Origin of the sequence: Aquimarina sp. AU119 (assembly GCF_900312735.1) — a bacterium.
Taxonomy (GTDB): domain Bacteria; phylum Bacteroidota; class Bacteroidia; order Flavobacteriales; family Flavobacteriaceae; genus Aquimarina; species Aquimarina algiphila.
Genome location: NZ_OMPF01000014.1, coordinates 1 through 18,634, shown reverse-complemented (window position 1 = coordinate 18,634; position 18,634 = coordinate 1). Strand labels below are relative to the sequence as shown.

The 18,634-nt window shown below is 32.0% G+C and carries 18 protein-coding genes; 14 read left to right on the top strand and 4 right to left on the bottom strand.

Going from position 1 to position 18,634, the window contains the following annotated elements; genetic code table 11:
• The first annotated feature begins 187 nt into the window (after positions 1 to 187).
• The 11 genes from DK442_RS11045 (at position 188) to DK442_RS11005 (ending at position 8,889) form a co-directional block, all read left to right on the top strand.
• Complete coding sequence (locus DK442_RS11045) at positions 188 to 1,903, top strand: tetratricopeptide repeat protein (RefSeq protein WP_160114126.1); 1,716 nt, start codon at positions 188 to 190, stop codon at positions 1,901 to 1,903.
• Positions 1,904 to 2,378: 475 nt separating this feature from the next.
• Complete coding sequence (locus tag DK442_RS28190; protein ID WP_160114125.1) at positions 2,379 to 2,549, top strand: hypothetical protein; 171 nt, start codon at positions 2,379 to 2,381, stop codon at positions 2,547 to 2,549.
• A 352-nt stretch (positions 2,550 to 2,901) separates the two neighbouring features.
• Positions 2,902 to 3,057, top strand: coding sequence for a class I lanthipeptide (locus DK442_RS28185; RefSeq protein ID WP_160114124.1), 156 nt, complete (start codon positions 2,902 to 2,904; stop codon positions 3,055 to 3,057).
• 147 nt (positions 3,058 to 3,204) lie between these two features.
• A complete protein-coding gene (locus DK442_RS11040) occupies positions 3,205 to 4,425 on the top strand; it encodes a lanthionine synthetase C family protein (RefSeq protein ID WP_109435940.1) in 1,221 nt (406 codons plus the stop codon).
• 74 nt (positions 4,426 to 4,499) lie between these two features.
• Positions 4,500 to 5,717 (top strand): FtsX-like permease family protein, encoded by a 1,218-nt coding sequence (locus tag DK442_RS11035; RefSeq protein WP_109435939.1) that lies wholly within the window; start codon positions 4,500 to 4,502, stop codon positions 5,715 to 5,717.
• Entirely contained in the window at positions 5,714 to 6,382 is a 669-nt protein-coding gene (locus DK442_RS11030) for an ABC transporter ATP-binding protein (protein ID WP_109435938.1), read from the top strand. The genes DK442_RS11035 and DK442_RS11030 overlap by 4 nt, the downstream gene beginning before the upstream one ends.
• A 27-nt stretch (positions 6,383 to 6,409) precedes the next feature.
• Positions 6,410 to 6,796 carry a thiol-disulfide oxidoreductase DCC family protein gene (locus DK442_RS11025; RefSeq protein WP_109435937.1) on the top strand — a complete coding sequence of 129 codons (387 nt, stop codon included), beginning with the start codon at positions 6,410 to 6,412 and terminating at the stop codon, positions 6,794 to 6,796.
• Between the two features lie 111 nt (positions 6,797 to 6,907).
• Positions 6,908 to 7,468: a DUF2867 domain-containing protein gene (locus tag DK442_RS11020; RefSeq protein WP_109435936.1), complete on the top strand. Its 561-nt coding sequence runs from the start codon at positions 6,908 to 6,910 to the stop codon at positions 7,466 to 7,468.
• A gap of 27 nt (positions 7,469 to 7,495) precedes the next feature.
• A complete protein-coding gene (locus DK442_RS11015) occupies positions 7,496 to 7,786 on the top strand; it encodes a putative quinol monooxygenase (RefSeq protein ID WP_109435935.1) in 291 nt (96 codons plus the stop codon).
• Positions 7,787 to 7,798: 12 nt separating this feature from the next.
• Positions 7,799 to 8,386: a Crp/Fnr family transcriptional regulator gene (locus tag DK442_RS11010; protein WP_109435934.1), complete on the top strand. Its 588-nt coding sequence runs from the start codon at positions 7,799 to 7,801 to the stop codon at positions 8,384 to 8,386.
• 23 nt (positions 8,387 to 8,409) lie between these two features.
• On the top strand, positions 8,410 to 8,889 hold the full coding sequence (locus DK442_RS11005; RefSeq protein WP_109435933.1) for a hypothetical protein: 480 nt from the start codon (positions 8,410 to 8,412) through the stop codon (positions 8,887 to 8,889).
• 72 nt (positions 8,890 to 8,961) lie between these two features.
• Here DK442_RS11005 and DK442_RS11000 read toward each other — a convergent pair whose 3' ends face one another.
• The 4 genes from DK442_RS11000 to DK442_RS10990 form a co-directional block, all read right to left on the bottom strand.
• Positions 8,962 to 11,202 (bottom strand): T9SS type A sorting domain-containing protein, encoded by a 2,241-nt coding sequence (locus DK442_RS11000; RefSeq protein WP_109435932.1) that lies wholly within the window; start codon positions 11,200 to 11,202, stop codon positions 8,962 to 8,964.
• Between the two features lie 646 nt (positions 11,203 to 11,848).
• Positions 11,849 to 13,477, bottom strand: a complete 1,629-nt coding sequence (locus DK442_RS10995; protein ID WP_109435931.1) for a S8 family serine peptidase — start codon at positions 13,475 to 13,477, stop codon at positions 11,849 to 11,851.
• 125 nt (positions 13,478 to 13,602) lie between these two features.
• A complete protein-coding gene (locus DK442_RS28180) occupies positions 13,603 to 13,740 on the bottom strand; it encodes a hypothetical protein (RefSeq protein WP_160114123.1) in 138 nt (45 codons plus the stop codon).
• A gap of 147 nt (positions 13,741 to 13,887) precedes the next feature.
• Positions 13,888 to 15,624 carry a helix-turn-helix domain-containing protein gene (locus DK442_RS10990; RefSeq protein ID WP_109435930.1) on the bottom strand — a complete coding sequence of 579 codons (1,737 nt, stop codon included), beginning with the start codon at positions 15,622 to 15,624 and terminating at the stop codon, positions 13,888 to 13,890.
• A gap of 260 nt (positions 15,625 to 15,884) precedes the next feature.
• On the opposite strand from DK442_RS10990, the gene DK442_RS10985 reads away from it, so the two are divergent.
• From DK442_RS10985 to DK442_RS10975, 3 genes are all read left to right on the top strand, one after another.
• Positions 15,885 to 16,133 (top strand): hypothetical protein, encoded by a 249-nt coding sequence (locus DK442_RS10985; RefSeq protein ID WP_109435929.1) that lies wholly within the window; start codon positions 15,885 to 15,887, stop codon positions 16,131 to 16,133.
• Between the two features lie 318 nt (positions 16,134 to 16,451).
• On the top strand, positions 16,452 to 16,931 hold the full coding sequence (locus DK442_RS10980; protein WP_109435928.1) for a hypothetical protein: 480 nt from the start codon (positions 16,452 to 16,454) through the stop codon (positions 16,929 to 16,931).
• Between the two features lie 377 nt (positions 16,932 to 17,308).
• Positions 17,309 to 18,484 (top strand): HlyD family secretion protein, encoded by a 1,176-nt coding sequence (locus DK442_RS10975; protein WP_109435927.1) that lies wholly within the window; start codon positions 17,309 to 17,311, stop codon positions 18,482 to 18,484.
• Positions 18,485 to 18,634 lie beyond the last annotated feature (150 nt).

The following is an 18,634-nucleotide window of genomic DNA, read 5'->3' as shown; positions in this document are numbered from 1 at the left end:
AGGCCGGAAGTTTGAAAATATAAAATCAAGGTCTGGAGTATGATATAATATATTTTCACTTCCAACTTCCATCTTCCGACATTCGACGCTTTTCACCACTTATTTTCGTATTAAAATAATTTAAAAGGAATCCTTACATTTGAGTGATCACTTCACACTCAACAGGATGTTTTTTTGTAAAAGGCTTTTGCTACGCTATATATTTTTCTTTTTTGTTTTACCTGTTTTTCAGGTTGCAGCATTATATGCGCAAGACAATCAAAAAATAAACAGTACAGAACTCGGTGATAAAACTCCACAAGAACTGGTTGATCTTATTAAGAAAGCAACTCCGGATGAGCGTGAGCAATACGAAACAGCTCTACTGAACTATCCACAACAAGATTTAGAAACGGTAGAACAGTATCTTCAAGTAAGCCTTTTTTTTTATTTTAGGGATGATTTTAAAAAATGTAACATATATCTGGATAAGGGAATAGGTATCACAAAAAAGCGAAAAGAGTATGAACTTCTTAGCAAGTTTTATACGCTAAAAGGGCATACGGGTTTAAGAGAAGGGGATAACCAAAGTGCTTTGGATGCCTATTACTTTGCTTTGGATATTGCAAAATCAGCGGAAGATCTCGAACAACAAATAGTTACCAATTCTGGGTTGATTATTGTTTTAACAAGGATGAACCAGTTGGATAAAGCCCTGGAAATCTCTAGGCAAATATTAAAATCTATTGATAAAACCTCTTTTAAAGAAACTGAAACTCATGCAAGAATTTTAACAACGGTTAATGAAGTATATCTAGGTGCCGAATACTATGATTCTGTATTGCATTATGCAGAAAAAGGGATTGTGATAAGTAAACTTGTTGGTTTTAAAGAAGGGGTAATGGATCTGTATATTAAAAAAGGAATGGTGTTTTACCATACGAAGCAATATGACCAGGCATTTGAATTCTTGTTAAAAGCAGAAGATATTATATTAAATTTTGATATTGAGAACAAATTCTTTCCACAAACCAATATCAATTATTTTTTGGCGAGTTGTCATTATGAACAAAAGGAATATGATAAAGCGATTGCATATTTAGATAAAACACTGGATTCAATTAAAGAAACCGATTTGGATAAAATGCCTGTGATTCAATCTCATTTGCTTATTGCTAATTGTTATGGAGAAAAAAAGGATTTGGAGAAAGCTCTGTATTGGCACAATAAGTACCTGGAGTTGAATGAGGAATATCAAAAGAATAAAGATAAAACCGTAAGTAAAATTTATACCGCTGAAGCAGAAAAATTAGAGAACGAAATTGAGAACTTAAAAGGTGATCAAATAGCTGATAAGCAAACTAAAACCTATGTGCTGATTATATTGATTATTGTTTCAGTAGCTTTTGTTTTTGTAGTATTTAACTATAGAAAGAAGCAAAAGAAGAATACGGTATTATTTCAGGATTTGATGCAAAAAATAGAAGTGTTAGAACTTCGTGAACAAAAGGAAGGAGAACAAAAAGAGGAAGTAAAAGAAATCATAATTGACGATATAAAAGTCGATGAAGTCCTTAAAGGGTTAAGTAAGCTGGAAGCAACAGAGTATTTCTTGAGATCGGATTGTAGCCTGGGATCCATTGCAAAGAAGACAAAGACGAATACGACCTATTTATCCAAGATTATTAAAATGTATAAAGGCAAAAATTTTAATAGTTACATTAATGAGTTACGAATTGATTATGTGTTAAGGAGGTTGAAAAACGATAAGAAATTCAGATCTTTTTCTATCGTATCTATTGCCAAAGAAATTGGGTATAAAAGTGATAATTCTTTTACTAAGCATTTTAAGGCTAAGACAGGATTAAATCCATCGTATTATATCAAGAAGATTGAGCATATGGAGGAGCAATTACAATCCTAAGAAATAGCTTTAAAAAGAGCACCGCAAATTATCTAAAATAAGGCTTGCAAACTATGATGTAGCTTACGTATCACCTATATTTAAAAAAGGTTAAAAATTCAATTAAATCATTTGTTAGTATGAAGAATAAAAAAACACACAAAATTGAGCTGAAAAAGTTGACTATCGCTAGAATTAGCAATGATAGCTTGAATCAGATTAATGGAGGTAGTAGTTATCCATCTACTGTCACAAATTTAGAATCTGATGCCTGGTGTGAGGATAGTCATATTCCATGATTTTATACTAAAAAAAGCCCTGTGATTCACAGGGCTTTTTTTAGCTCCTTATTTTATCAAATTTGAGGAATTCTAATTTTTCACTAGCTGTATTTCAGGCTATCTTGAGATCAAGATCTTACTGTTAAAATCGATTTTGATAAGGGGAAGCCGAAAACCTTTTAAAATAGAGTAGGTAGTTTTTTTAAACATATCTCATGAAAAAATCATTAAAAAATCTGGAGCTTAAAAAAGAAACCATTAGTAAACTTAATTTGGACAAGGTAAAAGGAGGATGGCATGCAACGGCAATGTGTAATCCTACAAATTTTTGTCCAACACAAGGAGCGCTTAATTCTTGCCCTCCTCCAGGAGTTCAATGCTTCTAATTAGCGTGAGTTCGATGTTAGAAAACAACGCCAATTCGAGTGATCCGACATAAGGAGGATTGTATCGAGAATGGTTGTTTTCGACTCAAAAAGTCTAATTTCGATAGCTCTACTGAGTCTGTCGAAGTACAATTTTTCTTCTGTCACCTCGAGTATAGTCGAGAGGCCATTATGAAAAACCACTCAATTTGACGACTTTTTTTAATTCACTTTAGATCGAACTCAGATTAATTAGAGATATAGGGTTGATCAATTTCATATAAAAACCGGTATTAGATGTATCAACCTTCTTAAACATATGGCGGAAATCGAAAAGCCTTTAACAGAGTAGATAGTTTTTAAAATATATCTCATGAAAAAATCATTGAAAAATTTAGAACTTAAAAAAGAAACCATAAGCAAATTAGATACATCGGCATTACATAAGGTACAAGGCGGACATTCTGGTTGCTGTCCAACAGAAGGAGCTCTTAATTCTTGCCCTCCTCCTGGACGCATGTGCTTCTAAGATAATTGATAGTAAATTCGATACAAGATTTTTTTTCAGAATATCATAAACATTTTTCTTGTATTGATATTATCAAGCATTTAGGTTTAAATAGCAAGAAAGCTGCCCCATAAAGGCGGCTTTTTTCTCTTATAGAAAGAAAAAAGTATGAATCAAGAACAGGTTTTATTAGAAAAACTAAAGGAGATTGCAGAAATCCTACAAAAAGAATATACCCATAAAGAAGAGATAGGAGTATTGTCGGGTATTTCGGGAATTGCTTTGTTTCAGTTTTATTATGCTAAGTTGATGAATGAAGAATCTCATGCAGAAATCGGAGTTGAACTCCTGGGATTGGTTTTTCAAAAGATAAATGAAGGATATACACTTCCGACTTTTTGCTCTGGAATTGCAGGAGCGGCCTGGGCAATAGAATTGTTACAAGAAGAAGAATTTATAGATATAGATTGTGATGAGGTATTATCAGGATTTGACACCTATTTAATTCAGTTTATAAAGAACACAGAGAGCGATCAAAATTTTTACGATTTCTTGCATGGGATATTAGGTGTGGGATTCTACTTTGTAAAACGATATCAAAATACCAAATCAAAAACCTTAAAAGAAAAATATAAAGGTCTTTTATTAGAGATCGTGGCGTTACTTCAAAAAACGTCGCAGATAGAAGACAATAGAGCAAAATGGGAATCGTATTTAATACGAGATGAGGATGTAAAAGGGTATAACCTTAGTTTTGCTCATGGAATCACAAGTATTATTAATTTTTTATCACGATTAGCAGCATATGATGATTTTAATAAAGAAGTGGTTACTTTACTACAGCAATCGGTGAAGTATATTTTTAGCTTAAAAAACAAGAAAACTACAGATTCATCATCTTTTCCTAGTTGGATAACCTGTGACAATAAAAAGAGCGAGAGTTCGAGATTGGCTTGGTGTTATGGAGATTTAGGGATAGGAATAACACTGTGGAGAGTTGGTAAGGTGTTAGATAATACGAAGTATAAAAATGAAGCTGTTGCAATATTAAAACACGCAGCAAAAAGAAGAGACCTTACAGAGACATCGATTAATGATGCGGGATTGTGCCATGGCGCTTTTGGGGTAATGCATATGTACAATTATATGTATACTGAAACGCGTGACCCTATATTTGAAGAAACTGCTGGTTTTTGGATGAATGTAGGACTTGATATGGCTGTGCATAAAAAAGGACATGCAGGATATATGCAGTGGGTAGGAGGCGAACATCCGGGATGGCGAACAGAGATTAGTGTACTAGAAGGTATTGCCGGTATTGGATTATCTATACTGTCGTATCTGGCGCCATTTGATACTAAATGGGATGAGTGTTTGTTAATAGGTTGATTGTTAAGTTGTAATGTTTAGTATTTCTTTCACTATTCTTGTAATTCTTTCTTAATTTTCCCGACCTATGGGATATGCCTAAACCAATTTTTAACCAAACCAATTTTTTTATAGCATTACAATATCTATTCGCTAGAAAGAAACAAAGTTTTCTGGCGACAGTGGGAGTGATGCTTGGTGTAACTACATTTATTGTCATGATTAATTTTATGACAGGGGTTAATGATTTTTTGGATGATGCTGTATTTAAAGGGAGTCCTGATGTAATTATAAGCGGAAAACAGGAAGAGTTTTCTAAACAACAATCTCTGGGAGGGAATTTAAACACGCTTAAAGATATCGATCAAATTAATGCACTGTTATCAGATCATGATAATGTGCATTCTTTTGCACATCAGATAATTTCACCTGCAATTTTGATCAGTACTACCAATCAGTTACCTGGAGGTATTAATGGTATTTTTCCCCTGCAAGAGCGTCAAATGGTTGATTTGAATCGTAGATTAATAGAAGGACGTGGTTTTGAAAGCCTTTCTGAAGAGAATACAATTTTACTCGGAGTTAGCCTGGCGAAACGTTTGCAAATTTCTGCAAATGATACGTTAAAAATGATTTTGCCTAATGGGAAAAGCAAACAACTTCTAGTTGCAGGGATATTTAGTTTCGGAATTACTACCATTGATAATGTACGTACGTATATGCCCGCAACAACGTTACAACGGTTATTGGACAAAGAAAATTCGATTACTCATATTCATATAAAACTTAAGGATCGTGATAACGTAGCGATTAAAAAAACATTAATTCAAAAATTTGAGGGAAGTACTGTAGAAGATTGGAAAGATAGTAATAAGACTATTGTGATAGGCAATAAAGTGCGTGATATTCTAACCTGGTCGGTCTCGTTTGCATTGCTTTTGGTTGCTGGGTTTGGGATTTACAACATCATGAATATGACAGTCTTTCAAAAACGAAAAGATATTGCAGTATTAAAAACGGTGGGATATTCAAGTAATGATATTATTTTCATTTTTCTTATTCAATCTATAATTATTGGAGTATTTGGAGCTCTTTTGGGAGCGGGTTTTGGATACATCATTAGTTATGTGATTTCTACAACTCCTTTAGATACTTCTGACTTTATTATTGTTGATACCTATCCTATTAATTTTAACCTGGGATATTACATTTTAGGACTTGCTTTTGGTGTATTTACAACAATTTTAGCAGGGTATTTTCCATCAAAAAAAGCAAGTCAAGTTGATCCCGTAACCATAATTCGAGGCCTATGATTCTGGAAGCAAAACATATTCATAAGTATTTTCATGAACCGCAAAAACAGCAAGTGTTAAATGATGTTTCCTTGCAAATTGATGAAAAAGAACTGGTTTCTGTATTTGGAGAATCAGGAAGTGGCAAATCTACTTTATTATATATTTTATCAACCCTGGATACTAATTATAAAGGTGACCTAATTATAAATAAAGAAAGCATTAAAACGATGTCACCATCATGTCTTACTGATTTTAGAAATGCTCATATAGGATTTGTGTATCAATTTCATTATTTACTTCCAGAATTTAATGTATTGCAAAATGTAATGCTTCCTGCGATGAAACTTGCAGAAAAAAACAGGGATGAAATTAAGGAAGAAGCATTGTTTTTATTAGAAGAAGTGGGGATGAAAGATTTTGGATTAAGACCATCGTACAAACTATCAGGAGGACAACAACAAAGAGTTGCTATTGCAAGAGCGTTAATTAATAATCCCATGCTTATTATTGCCGATGAACCTACAGGTAATTTGGATCAAAAAAATACAGATATGGTATTTGAACTACTCAAACATATTACAGAACAACGTGCAAAAAGTGTGGTTATAGCTACCCATAATTCAAAAATTTATAAAAATTCTCATAGAACTATTGAAATGATTGATGGTTCTATCCGACTATAAAGAGGTAACAATTTAAAAACCAATCAAATGGAGTCTCTTTTAAGAAAAAGTATTATTATTTTCGATGGTGAGTGTAATTTATGTAATGGAGTAGTAGGGTGGTTAATGAAATTTGCTCAGGATGATCTTTTTGAATTTATTCCATTTCAATCTCCAAAAGGACAACAACTACTTAAAAGTTTTGATTATCCAACAGAACAGTTAGAAACTGTAATTTTAATTGACGAAAATGGGTCTCATACACATTCTGATGGTTTTCTAAAAATTGTTGCCAAAATCCCAAAATGGAAACGTGTTGCGGCTTTATTGGTCTTTGTTCCAAGAATAATACGAGATGCTATCTATACCTTAGCCTCTCGCAATCGTGTAAAATGGTTTGGACAATCAAAAAGTTGTACAATTAATTTTAGATAACCCTCATATTTCTTAATCTAGATTAAACATTTATTGATATTCTTCTTGTATTTTTATAGTGCGCTTACTTACTGTAATGATTAGCGCATTGAATTGTATTATGCATAAGATATGGAGATAGCAAAGGTATCAATACCCAGTCATTCAATATTATATAAAAGCCAGTATGATTATGCCGATAGTTATACTGGCTTTTTTGTAGATAAAGATGATAAAATAGATTTGCTGTTCATCAATAAAGTGTTTTTAAATTCTGCACCAAAATGGGGTGATGTATTATTAAATCTTCGTAATAAAATTGTACCACTTTTTGGACTGAAGGGAGCTAAAAAACCTAAAAATAAAAAAGACCTTTTAAATAATTTTTCAGGAGCAGTGGGAGAATCGATTGGTTTTTGGAAGGTGTTTGCAAAAAACGAATCAGAAGTTATTCTTGGAGAGAATGATAAACATCTTGATTTTAAAGTTTCATTATTAGTGGATGACCAAAATGAATCCAAGAATAAAAAACTAACCATTACAACCATTGTAAATTTTAATCACTGGTCAGGGAATTTCTATTTTTTTCTGGTAAAACCTTTTCATCAATTGATCGTGCGAATGATGCTAAAAAAAGCAATACGAAATATTGAAAAAGAAAGTATTAAGATAAAATCCAAAATCACAATATAGTTTTATTAAAAATCTACATGAATTTTTATGAGTTGTAAAGTCGTATTAGAATCAAAAATTAAACCGGAAGTATCAGAAGAAATACAGGTTTTTTTGGAAGAAAATTTACCAAATGTTCGTAGTTATAAGGGATGTAAGTCTGTCCATGTTCTCTTGAATGATGTTACGAATGAAATGATTTTTTATGAAGATTGGAAAAGCAAAGAAGATCATCAAAATTATATTAATTTTATAAATAAAAATGGAGTTTTGGAAGAACTTTCTTCTTTTCTTGAAACCGCACCAAGCATAAAGTACTTTGAAGAACTTATAATATAAAGTATTAAGTATATGGTCAATGATCTAACGCAATATGTTAGAAATTATATCGAAATTTCTGATGAAGAAATGGAACTGTTTTATCAGTATCTAAAGGTGATAAAACTCAAAAAGAAAGCATATGTATTAGAAGAAGGTAAAGTTTGTCGTGCCAGATATTTTATTATAAAAGGGTGTTTAAGGTCGTATTATATAGATGAAAAAGGAGTAGAGCAAATCATGGATTTTGCAATAGATAAATGGTGGTATACAAACTATAATAGTTTATTAGATCAAAGCCCTTCAGAAAATTTTATCCAGGCATTAGAAGATACAGTATTATTAGAATTAAGTTTGGATTCATTTGAAGAACTCACAACAAAACTTCCTAAGATAGATAGGTTGTTTAGGATTATTATGGAAAGAACTGTTATTGCAAATTCCAATAGAATAAAGTACACAAGGGTTCTTTCTGGAGAGGAAATGTATCAAGTGTTTTTAAAAGCAAATCCACAGTTTTTTCAAAGAGTTCCCCAATATATGATTGCTTCTTACTTAGGATTATCTCCAGAATTTATAAGTAAGATAAAGAAAAGACCTACTAAGAAAAAGAAGATGTAATTGATATACCTAATGTGAGAGCTATGAAAGTGATCAATATTCATAAAAGAACAATACATCAACCAAAATCTGTAATTGTCAAAATATTAGAAACCTTATCGACTACGAATGATCAAATCTGGCCCTATGAAAAATGGCCGGCAATGAGATTTAAAGAAGGATTAAGAGAAGGAGCAAAAGGAGAACATGGACCTATAAAATATACTATAGAAAAATACGAACCTGGGAAATTAATTCAATTTAAATTTTCTAAACCAACCGGACTAAATGGAATACATAAACTAGAGATTTTTGAATCTGGGGATAACAAAACACGATTGGTACATACCATAGCAATGAATGCTGTTGGAAAAGGATTATTGCTTTGGATATTTATTATACGCTCCTTTCATAATGCGCTTATAGAAGATGCATTTGATAAAGTAGAAAATCATTTTTCGGATAAAAAGAAAATTACCAAATGGAATATTTGGGTAAGAATATGGAGAAAAATACTAGGTTAGATGATTGTCTTTAATACAAAACCTCCTGTAAACAGGAGGCGTGTATTAAATTATAGGTATTGTTTTGATTTTCTATTGGCGTACAATTTTTCTTGTAGTTCTGCCATTTCCGGTTTCTACTTCCATAAAATATATTCCAGATCTTAGGGAAGAAATATCAAAAGTGGATGTTGATGCTTCAAACACTTTTCTTCCGTAGTAATTAAATATAGAAATTTTTTGCACAGGAATGGTAACATTTATAATCCCATCGGTTGGGTTAGGATATAATTTAAAATTAGAAATAGTATCTTCCTGCTGGAGCACTATAGAATCTACTAAAATACACGAAGATCTGTTAGTGCAACCATTTAATGTTATATCCACTGCATAAGAACCGTTTTCTGTAGCCGTAAATGATATACTGGTCTCTCCAGAGATTGGTTGATTAGTCTCACAATTAATCCACTGATATGTTGCACCAGTCGTATCAGCAGTGAATGTCAGAGAATTTTCTGTTACTGTTGTATCCGGTAATGCATTAATGGTTATATCTGCAGTATTAGAGTTAGAACAAATACCCGATGTAGTATAAGTTATAGTATATGTTCCTGGCGTGGATTCTACTAGACTAATTTCTCCAGAATTACCGTCAATACTTAGCCCTAATGTAGAACTAAACGTTCCTCCGGTTATCCCTGTGACGTTAGGGATAGGATTTGTGGCATCAGCACAATATGCAGAGTTTTCATAAGTAAAAGTTGCATCGTCTAAATCAGTGATGATTACCATGACATCACTAGAGTCAGGACATGATCCTGTGGTGGTATACGTTACTGTATAAGATCCTGCTATGCTTGCGGCAATGTCAATTTCTCCTGTAGTAGAATTAATACTTAATCCAGCTGTACTAGAAAATACTCCACCAGTTACTCCCGAAATTGTTGGTGTCGGATTTATGTCCCCTTTGCAATAGTTAGCAGCATCATAGTTAAAACTTGGATCATCAATAGCATTAACCATAATTGTAACTGTCATACCGGTTGCAGTTGTTTCATCAATACAAGATATGTCTCCATCTTCACCTCTAATATAATACGTAGTGCTTGGAGCAGTAGGTATAACCTCAAAAGTAGAAGTATTCGTAGTGGTTGTTCCTAATAAGGTACCCCCATAAGAATCGGTATATATCGACCATTTCGAAGCAATATTAAGTGTCCCTGTAATCGTTATGGTAGATGTTTCTCCTTCACAAAGTACAGGCGTAGCGGTTACATTAGTAATTACAGGATCTACACAAACAGGAACTTGTCTAAACCAGGCAAAACGAGGAGCATTAAAGTTTGCTAAAATAGCGTCTTTGAGTCCGTCTCCTGTAACATCTCCGAAGCTAACTGTAGGAAAATCCCCTATATCTGCATTGGTTAATTCTCCGTCCATATCAATTTGTGGGGCTGCAAAATGAGGATTTGTTACTGTCCCAACATTTTCAATCCATCTTACAAGACCAGTATCAATCATAAAATACATATCATAATCTCCATCCTTATCAAAATCTTCAAATACAGGTATGGGCACATCCATATTAGAGTAGGCATCCTCATCATCCCAGGGGCTATCAGCCTCAGACTGTAGTTCAAAATGGGGACTTTCTTTAGTACCGATATTTTTATAATAGGTCAGTCTATCACTTCCTAAAGCGACTAAATCAAGATCTGTATCATTATCAAGATCCACGAATCCTAAACCTGGATACTCCGCAATATCCTGGTTTAAAAGTCCAGGTAAACAATCCGGAACGAACTCAAAAACTGGAACTTCAGGAGTACCTATATTTCGATAAAAAAGAATTTCATCATCTCTAACTCCATCAAAATTACGCTCGGTTCCGATAAACAGATCCAGATCTCCATCATCATCGATATCTGCCAATTGAGGGCGATTTTGATTTCTTACTGTAGTACTGACAAATATATTTATGGCTTCAAGAGATGGGATTGAGCCTAAAACCCAATTTGGAGCAGTAACTGTACCTGTGTTTTCAAAATAATGAACCGTTCCTCTCTGACTTCCCGAAATAAAATCAAGATCATTATCATTATCCAAATCTACCAAAATAGCCGAAGGAAGGCGTCCATCAGAAGTAGGTATCACTGTTGGACTTCCTGATACATATAATCCTGCAGGTTCTGGACCAGGGCTTGTAGAAGCCGCACCATCTGGGTTAGAGAGAATTCTCCCTCCTCTAAATTCCCAGTCGATATAATTAGCTTGGGCAGAAATGAATTGATTTCCCAAAAGAAAAAATAAACAAACGAGTAATAGTTTTTTCATAACTATAATGTTTTAAAATAGTTGATCTCTAACTTACAATACAAAGTATTATGGCATATACATTTTGGTATATACAAATTGTCAATTATTAATTTTAAAATGGTAGGCCATTATAGCAAACCAATTATGGAGAAACTAAGGGCAAATACAGAGACATTTTATGTTCTCTTGGTTTTGTGGTTTTAAGAATTACAGTATTACCATTACTAAGAGGGGGGATGTAAGTAATTTTTGGTGTGTAATACTAATGGGTGCAAAATTAATAATTTAGTTCTTCTTTAACAAGATAATATTTTGTTAATACTTTGTTTTTGATTTTGTACAAAATCAAAAACAAAAAAGTCCAACATTTCTGCTGAACTATAGCAAGGTATTTATCATTTGGTTACATAGATATGTTGAATACATTGATCTGCGACAAATATGCTGTAACCGGATATCCAGATTGATTCTCAGGTTGCTGTGTGACAATTAATCCAGTATATAAAAAATAGAATATTATGAGTTGAATTTTTTTTTATGGGGTTTTCCATATTAGGTATTTGTATCTAAATTATTGAGTGTGCAAAAAATATATGTATTCAAGAATTGAAATGATTATTTTACCAGAATTAATCAGGAGAACTGCTTTCTACGAATAGCACTATTATTTTTTATCTTTTGACACTTGCTCAGCAAGTAATAAGGCATTATATGCATTCACAATTTTACCAGACTTAGAGAGTTCTGAGAAAGGAACTCTTGGACTTTTAGTTTTGCCAGGAATTCTTACTTGTAAGTGATATTTATTACCAGACTCTATAATTATTTGTTTCACTTGTTTAGCACTTAGCAAAGGATACTTAAGTCTTACCATAGCGGCGATCCCTGTAACAATGGGTGCTGCAAAGGAAGTCCCGCTTTCAGTAATATAGGAATTTTCTGGAATAGTTGTATGTAGCTCATATCCTGGAGCAAAAATATCTACATTTAATTTTCCATAATTGGAAAAATAAGCAGGAAATTTATGATTCATTTTGTAATTTAAAGCTCCAACATTTATGAAATTATCAGTAATCTCATTTTTTGAAGTTGAATAATCTAAAGGGTAAAAGTCATGTAGATCTATATTAAGATTGTCATTACCAGCTCCATGAACCAACAAAACATCATGTTTCGAAGCATACTTAATAGCTTCTTCTACAAATTCAGGTTGTTTAGAAAATAACTTACCAAAACTCATATTAATAATTTTGGCACCATTATCAACAGCATATCGTATTGCTAAAGCAATATCTTTATCATATTCGTCACCTGATGGTACAGCGCGAATCATCATTAATTTAACATTATTGATCACACCATTTCCGCCTTTTTTATTATTTCTTTTTGCAGCTATGAGACCTGCAACGGCAGTGGCATGTATTTCTGTTTCATCTACTGGCGTGATATCTCCATTACCGTAAGATTTATCAAACAAATCATTAACATCATCTCCGATTTCTTTTCGATCATCGAAATCTGGATTTAATTTAAACTTTTTTAATGCCTTTAGGTATTTTTTAAAATCTACCATCCAATCTAAAGTGGCTTCATAGGTCAAATAATAGTCTAGCTTTTTTACTGAAAAAGCTAAATTAGGGTTTGCAATGGTGTCTATCTTTTTGATTTTTTCTAAAGAGTAGTTTTTATTTGGAAAATACTCTTTTAAATCTTTACCTATTCTTTTATAATCATTTTCGATACCGATCACATATTCCCAATCTTCATCCAGAGTCTTTATCTGTTCTTTAAATATTTTTTCCGCCTTTTTACCTATCGAATCACCATCTTTAATTTTTCCATTTTTAAAATAACCTTTATCACATAATATTCTTATGAATTCTTTTCTTGCATAACTGATACTCTTCCCTTTTGAATTACCCAAAAAATTCCAACCATGAATATCATCAATATATCCATTTTTATCATCATCCAAATGATTACCAGGTACCTCATTATTGTTTATCCAAAAATGACCTTGAAGCTCCTCATGATTGATATCAACACCACTATCAATTATGGCAATAATGATTGAATCTTTAGGGCTTGACCACACTTCTTGATAAGCCTTGTCAATACTACTACCTGGTAAAGTATCGAAAAAAATATCCTTGTGTTGCCAAAATTTGCCAATAGAATCTGATAATTTTTTTTCCTTATAGTTAACAACCACAATGTCTTTTGAGAACGTATTTTGAATCTGAGAACTACTAAACAAAGGATATAGTAGTAATACAAGGAATATTTTTTTCATAAAATTTAAGTAAAATTCGATCAATATAACTCCCTAATGTTCATATCGAGAACATAAAAGAAAGTTTGAAAATCTAAAGTTTTCAATAAACTTTCCCATTAAATAGCATCATACTTAATGGTTGCTTATTCTTCTCTCGTAGGTCTTGTTTTATTTTTAGGCCCCAAAATATGACCATCACCTCCTTGAATAATCTGTAGTTGTTTTCGATCCAAACTAGTAATTTTAACCTTTTTTAGTTTCAATTTGTTCTTCGCATTCATAGTTATTTGTTTTTGTAAATTGTTTCTCCAACAAAAGTAAACTAATAATTAGAATTCGATTATTAATTTTCACCAAGGCTCTAAAAATTCAGGAATTTTTAATAGAAAAAACAATTAAGTTGCTATAAATCAGTTGATTTGTAGTTTTTAGGTTTTAGCTTCATTCTCTAATTTCTTGATAAAATAAGATGGTTTGATGCCTGTTTTTTTATAGAACGCTTGCGAGAAAGAAACAGGATTGCTAAAACCTACTGTATCTGCTATTGCCTTAATAGTATATTTTCTAAATTTATGATCGTTTTTAAGCTTTTCGATGGAGTATTCTATTCTCAAGTCATTAATATAATCAGTAAATTTTTTTTGTTCATAATGATTTATAAAAACAGACAAGTATTTGGAGTTAGAGTTAATACTTTTTGCCAAGGTATTAATCGAAATATTTGGGGTCAAATATTCTTCTTCAGATTCGAATTTATCTAACCCGGTTTTTATTATCTCGATAATATCTTCTGATAGATGGGCTAAGCTTTGTTTATCTTTTAATGGTTTATAATTCTTTTCTTCTTTGTTATTTTTCTTCACTAGTTGTTTAAATCTAATCTTATCCCTTTTTCTTTTCTTATAATTGAGAACTAGAAGTATAAATACTATGATTAGTACTATTGCCAATGAAATGATACTCCTAGACTTGGATGAGTTTGATTGACTAAGATCATTAATTAATCTTTCTTTGTCTAAGATCAAGTTTGCGGTGTCAAAATCTTTAACTATCTTGTTATTGATGTATAAGTAGTTAGAACTTAGTGTGCTATCTACAGTAATTAGTCTATTAAGATATAATAACTGTTTTTCCTTGTTGTTGTTTTCTTTGTAATAATTAATTAGGATTTTATACCCTTGACGAATTTCAGGAAATAGATCTTTAAAATCCTTAAATAAACTATCTGCCGTTCTAAATTGAAAATTTGCGTCTTCAATTTTACTTTCTGCAAATAAGGATTTACCTAAATAAAATCTAGAAAATATTTCGTTAGATTTATCTTCCAGTTTAATTAGATTAGGGATGGCTTTTTTTAGACTATCAATAGAATTTTTGTACTCCTTTTTATGATATAGATTTACACCTTCATTCATTATAAAATAATGATACATATCATTATCATTATTAGATAAAGAAATTTTAATTCCTTTTTTATTAATTGTGGTAGCAGTATCGAGTTTTTTCAATTTAGTATATGAATCAGATAATGCAAACAATCCTATTAATTTACTATAATAATCTTTGGGATATTCTGATTCCTCTGATAAGATATAATCATTGAACTCTTTGAAAATTTTTAAGGCTTCCCCATGTTTACCAATCCTATTCTTTAAAGATCCAATGTTGAATTTAGAATCATATGCTAAAACATTATTGTGATGTTTTTTTGCTATCCTATAGGATATGAAATAATTATCTAGTGCATCTTTATAATTTGCACGCTTATAATAATAATCTCCTTTGCTATAATATAAAATGGCAGGGTAGTTTTTATTAGTTTTTGCTTTTAATAAATTAATTGCATGGTTTAGATAAATTAATTCAAGAGAGTCCTGAGAAACAGAACTTAAAAAAAAGTAGCCCTTAGCCATTTCAAGACTATTTTTATCTATAACCCCTTTCTTTATATAACTTTTTGCATAAATAGTCACTCTATTTTCAAAGTTGTCATATTTATAAAGTTGCTCTTCTATATATTTATAAGGTTTAGCTCGTAGGGAATCCGGAATGTTAAACTCATTAATTGCCTCGACGTTTAAAAAGTTATTTTTATCTATTTGGATATACGAAAAGAGTAGGATAGCAATTAAAAAACAGGAAATTATATTTAAAAATTTGATCATTGGTTTTTAATAATTATTACGTCTACGCCAAAAAGTCTACAGAATGCAAATTAGTGAATTATACTATTTGGAGTTCGATTAAAATGAATAAATTTATCATTTGATATACTTTGTTTTAAAGGTAATTTGTTACATAAGTTTCCTCCATTTTTTAAACTTAAAATTCATGAATTTGGAGTCCAATTTCCAGAATCCTTAGATACTCTCCTTGTAATAACGTTAGCCTTCCCTCTATATTTGACTTCATAAAACCAATCAACATGGAGTATAAAGAATATAACAACAAACATAGGTTTATGTCTGATATCATAAAAATGTTACATCTAAAGGTGGATTTATTTATATACAATCTTTCTCATGATGGCTCATATGAACTAATACTCTATAGTTGGATTAACAAATTATATGCAAAAGGGAAAACCACAGAAGAAGCGGTACAGTTGATTTATAAAGCACGCAACATATTATTACTTAACCCAAAACATAGTTGGTGTAGTTACACCCTCTAATGAGAATCCTTTGATAAAGCCTAATAGAGGTGATAGAAAAGGGCTCTCTAATTCATACGTTGGAGGCTGGGAGATAGAAGACAGAAGTTAGAAGTGAAAAGGGAAAAACTTAAAATGTAAAACCTCAAAATGATGAATCTAAAAGCAGCTAGATGTTGGGTGTTGGAAGACGGAGGCCGGAAAATAAAAATGAAAACTAAGTGAAAAACGATCAACATCATTTAGGGATTGACAAGGTGGCGATAAAAATACATCAGACTTCTGTCATCTAGCCTCAATCATAAAAACAAAATGTATAACTATAAATAATAACAATGTATGAGAAACATCATTCAAGATCAATTGAGCCAGGAAGAAAAAGACCAGGCAGAAAGTTTAGTGAATCAATTAGAGACCGTATTTACAGATAAATTATCAGCATTAACCGAAAAAGAACGGGGGAGTTACAAAGCCATTAATGAGACCAATAAACTGTTTGTGAATAAAATTTGGGATTATCGCCGTAATAGTAATGCCTTAAGTTCTCCTGATGTCGATTGGGACGAATTCGAAAAAGATTACAACGCACGTGTCTTTACAGAAAACCTGCTGGGTCGTTTAGAAAGTCTTGCTTATCGATTAGAAAGCACCAAAATCCTACATGATTATGATAATTACCAAGATGCACTTAACGATTATTCGTATTCACAATATAGTAAAGGAGCGGGTAAACCTGGGTTTACAGAAAAAGTAGCAGAACTTAAGCAGTTTTTTGCACGTACCAGAAGTAGTTCTCAAAGTGATGAAACAGAAGAATAAGCCTAAATAACCTTCTGAAGGGTCAAAAAGACGTTCGGTTTAACGCTGTACATTGAATTTTTAACCTTTGAGGTTAAAAATTCAACCCTTATCCTTAAAATTTTAACTCCCGAAGCTGAAATTTCAACGTCAGGAGTTAAAATTTTAACCTTGGATGTTAAATGTTTCGTCAAAAAGACGCGTGACTTCGTCTTTTGAGTTAAACGATTCACCTCAGATAGTAAACGTTTAAGCCTAAACATTAAAATTTTAGACAGAGATCTCAATAATCATGACTCACGTACTCATTAACTTCATTACAACGCTCATCAAATTCTTAATACATCATTTAATCACGATGTCCTCATTTATTTTTTAATGCTAAAAAAGATCGTCACATGAAACAATTATTTCCAAAAGAAATCATTGACAATACCATCGAGGTACATCAATTTGAACATAGTCATAAAAGTAAAACAATATACACAACTTTATTAATTGCTCTTATTATCGCATTAGTACTTCTGCCTTTTATCAAAATTGACATTTACACTACTGCAAGAGGTATGCTAAAACCAAGTAAAGAACGAATTGCTATTACACCTTTGCAATCAGGAAAAGTAGTATTTGCCGATATGTTGGATAACCAAAAAGTAAAAAAGGGGGATACACTACTGATGACCAATACTTCTGTGATCAACGGAAAAATAGAACGTTCAGCCATACAGCTCACTGAAACCGAACAGTTTATTGCAGATTGTGAATATCTGGTGAATACAATGACACCAAAGTTTACTAGAATCCAGTCTGCCCGTTACCAAAAAGAATACCTGTATTTCACTCAAAAATTACGCGAACTACAAACCCGATTCGAAAAAACAAAAATCGATTATCTGCGGAATCAAAAATTATATAAAAAAGGAGTAGTTGCCAAAGTAGAATATGAAAACAGTGCTTTTGAACATCAATTAGCTTCTAGTAGTCTACAACAATATCGAAAACAACAAAAAAATACCTGGCAAGCTTCATTAACAGAATATCAGGGTTCGATCAGAGAATTAAAAAGTGGATTGTCTCAACTAGAACAGAACCAAAAAGAGCTTGTCATTACAGCACCTATAGATGGAGTTCTTAAGAATGTCATGGGATTCGAACCTGGAAGTTTTATTGCAGGTGGTCTTACTATAGCCGAAATATCTCCAGACACCAAGCTTATTGCAGAATGCTACCTCTCGCCATCTGACATTGGTTTGATCAGTAAGGATAAGGCTGTCAATTTTCAAATCGATGCTTTTAACTACAACCAATGGGGACTGGCCTCGGGTAACATCCAGGATATCAGCAAAGATGTAGACATTCTTAATGACCAACCTGTTTTTAAGGTACGTTGTAACATCGATCAAAATCATCTCAAATTGAAAAATGGATTTAAAGGAAGCTTCAATAAAGGGATGACATTAAGTGCGAGATTTAAACTTACAGAACGCACTTTATTTGAATTGTTATATGATAAAGTTGATGATTGGCTCAATCCTTCTAGTCCAACTATAGCCGAAGTGAAAAATGATGAATAACGAATATGGAATAAAGAAGTATAAAAAAATGTAAAGTGAAAAGTGTAAAAAAGAGTAGAGAGTAGAGACTACAGAGTGAAAAGTAAAAAAAGAAGTCAGAAGTATGAAAACAGAAGTTATAGAATAGAAAAGGGTCAGATGTCAGAGATA